This is a genomic window from Telluria sp. PB2R4, assembly GCF_059685695.1.
Genome location: NZ_JCASIC010000029.1, coordinates 1 through 2,890, shown reverse-complemented (window position 1 = coordinate 2,890; position 2,890 = coordinate 1). Strand labels below are relative to the sequence as shown.

Here is a 2,890-nt window from a genome sequence, read left to right as displayed (position 1 = left end):
TGCGAAGCGTTGTGTTCGTCAGCAGCAGAGAAGTGAGATTATGCAGTGCTTCGCTTAACTCGTCAACCCCTCGTCTCCTTCGCTTTCGCTGCCTTACAGGCTGCAATGTGCGTCGGAAGAGCGAGACTATAGCAAACGCCGATATCTCGCGCAAGTAGCGCGTTAATGAACAAGCTGCTTTTTTTCAACTTCTGGACTTGCATCCAATAGCTAAGAACTATCAATTCATTCAATTTATTTGGCTTTCGACTATGAATGAGAATCGCTATCATCTGGCTTCAGTAGTGACAACACAGCACAGGAAGAACCAACATGGTCATCGCCGCCAAGAAAACATCCCAGGTCATCGCCCACATGGCGATCGCGTTTGCGATTACCTATGCCGTCACCGGTTCCGTCATGCTGGGCGGCCTGGCGATCGTCATTGAACCCGTCATCAATGTGCTGTTACTCCCCCTACACGAAAAGGCATGGGCCGCCGTTCGTGCGCGCGCCACCAATGCGCGCGATCGTTACCTGCGTCTCGGCGCCGAAAAGATGAGCCAGACTGTAATGCACATGGGCGTTGCCTTCAGCGTCATGGTCCTGGCGACCGGCTCGCTCGCCTTTGGCGGCATGGCGGCCGTGCTCGAACCGGTCTGTAACGTCTTGCTCCTCCCTGTGCATGACCGCTTCTGGAACAAGCTGGAAGTTCGTTTTAACGGAAATGGTATTGCGCACGCAGCCTGAACACCGGTTGGCCATGCAGATGAGTTACTAAGCAGTCAATATCCAGCGTCATCAGTGTTGCACTGTGACACTGGTGCGGACACGTTGTCCGCAACGCCGACCTCCGGACAGCTGCCCGACGCTGCGTTTGTCGAGACCATGGAACTGCTGCTAAAGCCCTACAGCCGGGAACAGCTGGCCCAGGCGGTCCGCGGCCAGCTGGGGGCGGCCAGCCTGTCCGTGCCAATGGCGGCGCCGGCCGTCGCCCAGGACATCGTCCGCAACACTGCCGTGCCAAACGATACACGCCGCATCATGGTGATCGAGGACGCCCCTGAATCCGCCGCACCTGTCAGGCCTCGAGCTGGCGGCGCGCGTGATCCTGACCTCGGGCGAGGGGAACAACGTCCGGGTTCCCCAGGACAGCGGCATCATCGTACTGCCCAAGCCCTACGACCTCCTGCAGCTTGAGCACAGCATCCTCCGGACCGCGCCCGAGGCAGGCGCAACCCAGCATTAATACGCGGCCTCAGGGCCGTATGTTCACCAAAAGTGATCCGGAACCTGAAGAAGGACGCACGCGCGAACTGGCCCGCACGCAGGCCTCGCTGCACGAAGCGGAAAAGATGGAAGCGATCGGCCAGCTGACCGGCGACGTGGCCCACGATTTCAACAATGTCCTCCAGCTGATCAGTGGGCACTGGGGGCCATGCGCTGATCCGCCGACAATGGAGCCGGCAGGAGCGACGAGGTGCAACGGCCCAGTACCTGCCACGGGCGAAGCTGCTGTTCGCATCCGGATACGCGGGAGAAGCCGGTGCGGACAGCGACATTTCGAGCGTATCCCGCTGCTACAAAAGCCTTGTCGGCTCGACGAGATGTCGCGGGCGGGGTTGCAGCTGTTGGATGATTAGTTCAGCGGTTGTGGAATCACCTGCACCGAACCGCGTTTTCTGGGCTGCGGCGTAGTGATCGGGGAAAAATAGATGCGCTTCTGCTCCATGGCGATATAGACCCGGTGCCGATGCAGGAAATCCGCCCCCAATACCAGTACCTCTCCTTCATGGCTCAGGTCCATCAGGCGCAGTTCCAGGTCTTTCACCTCGAATCCTCCGATCGACATCAGCGGGACCGGGACCTTCCATACCGGCTTGTCGGCAGCGTGTCCCGGCAGGGGTGCCTCGGGTGTCGCTCCGGGTGAGTCTGGCGACAATCCGAGCCTGACCGCAGCGGCTTTCGGTACATAGGAATAGGGCGTCGCCGTGGATAACAAGGCATGAATGGGCTTTCCGCCGATCGTTGCGGTGAACACGACCCGTGCGTCGCGTTTCCACGGGTCCCACATGGCAAGCACAGGCACGGCCTGCGGATCCCAGTAGGCCAGGTGCGCGCCGATGCAGCCACTCGGATTGAAAGACTTCAGGTAACCGGCATCGAGGGCGATTTCGAGGTCGTTCTTGAGGAGCATACCGGCGCCGACCCGGACGCCGTAAGTGTCGTCCAGGAAGTCCTCGACCTTGTAGCTGCCGCCTTTGCCCTTGAACGGTCCGAGCGAGAAGTGCTTGATGTTTGCGTGCGAAGTATCCACGTACAGATCGACCTTCGTCGGGTTGCGCGCATCATCGGCATCCAGCTTGCTCGTCGAGGAGCGAACCTCGATGCCGAGACGTTCCAGGACCTTCTCGTTGAACACGAGGGACTCTCCGGCACCGGTGCTCAGCATGGCAGGAACCGTGCGGCCGTTGATCATGGCTTCGCCGACCGGGCGCAAGTCTTCGGTGAGGCTGAGCGGGAAAGCTGCCAGCTCGCGCATGTCGCAGCCTGCCGGCAAGGAATTCGCCCCGGCGGCATGCGAAATGAAGAGACCGGCGCAGATGGCGGTACGGAGCAAGGGAAAGAGAAAAGCCGGGCGCCTGATGTTCATCGTATTGTCCTGTTGAGTACGCACGAAATACAGTATAGGGACTCGGGTGAGCACAAACGGGCGTGTCGAAAATTACCCTTGTGTCATACAAACGATGAATGCGGGCGGTACAAAGCAAAAAACCCCACCAGAATCATCTGATGGGGTTTTTCTTATAACTAGCCTGACGATAACCTACTTTCACACTGGTTGCAGCACTATCATCGGCGCAAAGTCGTTTCACGGTCCTGTTCGGGATGGGAAGGGGTGGGACCGACT

At 59.1% G+C, this 2,890-nt stretch carries 4 protein-coding genes and 1 rRNA gene; 3 read left to right on the top strand and 2 right to left on the bottom strand.

The features are described 5' to 3' along the window. Positions 1–312 precede the first annotated feature (312 nt). The 3 genes from AC56LU_RS23975 (at position 313) to AC56LU_RS23965 (ending at position 1,622) form a co-directional block, all read left to right on the top strand. Positions 313–729 carry a DUF2061 domain-containing protein gene (locus tag AC56LU_RS23975; RefSeq protein ID WP_497178108.1) on the top strand — a complete coding sequence of 139 codons (417 nt, stop codon included), beginning with the start codon at positions 313–315 and terminating at the stop codon, positions 727–729. A 355-nt stretch (positions 730–1,084) separates the two neighbouring features. Further along, positions 1,085–1,228, top strand: coding sequence for a hypothetical protein (locus tag AC56LU_RS23970; RefSeq protein ID WP_497178107.1), 144 nt, complete (start codon positions 1,085–1,087; stop codon positions 1,226–1,228). A 19-nt stretch (positions 1,229–1,247) separates the two neighbouring features. Further along, the gene (locus tag AC56LU_RS23965) at positions 1,248–1,622 is read left to right on the top strand and encodes a hypothetical protein (protein WP_497178109.1); all 375 of its coding nucleotides are present in this window, start codon (positions 1,248–1,250) and stop codon (positions 1,620–1,622) included. On the opposite strand, the gene AC56LU_RS23960 is transcribed toward AC56LU_RS23965, so the two are convergent. Next, positions 1,619–2,632 carry a retropepsin-like aspartic protease gene (locus AC56LU_RS23960; protein ID WP_497178106.1) on the bottom strand — a complete coding sequence of 338 codons (1,014 nt, stop codon included), beginning with the start codon at positions 2,630–2,632 and terminating at the stop codon, positions 1,619–1,621. The two genes, AC56LU_RS23965 and AC56LU_RS23960, sit on opposite strands and share 4 nt — an antisense overlap. Before the next feature lie 161 nt (positions 2,633–2,793). Continuing rightward, positions 2,794–2,890 (bottom strand): 5S ribosomal RNA (gene rrf, locus AC56LU_RS23955); the annotation flags it as partial.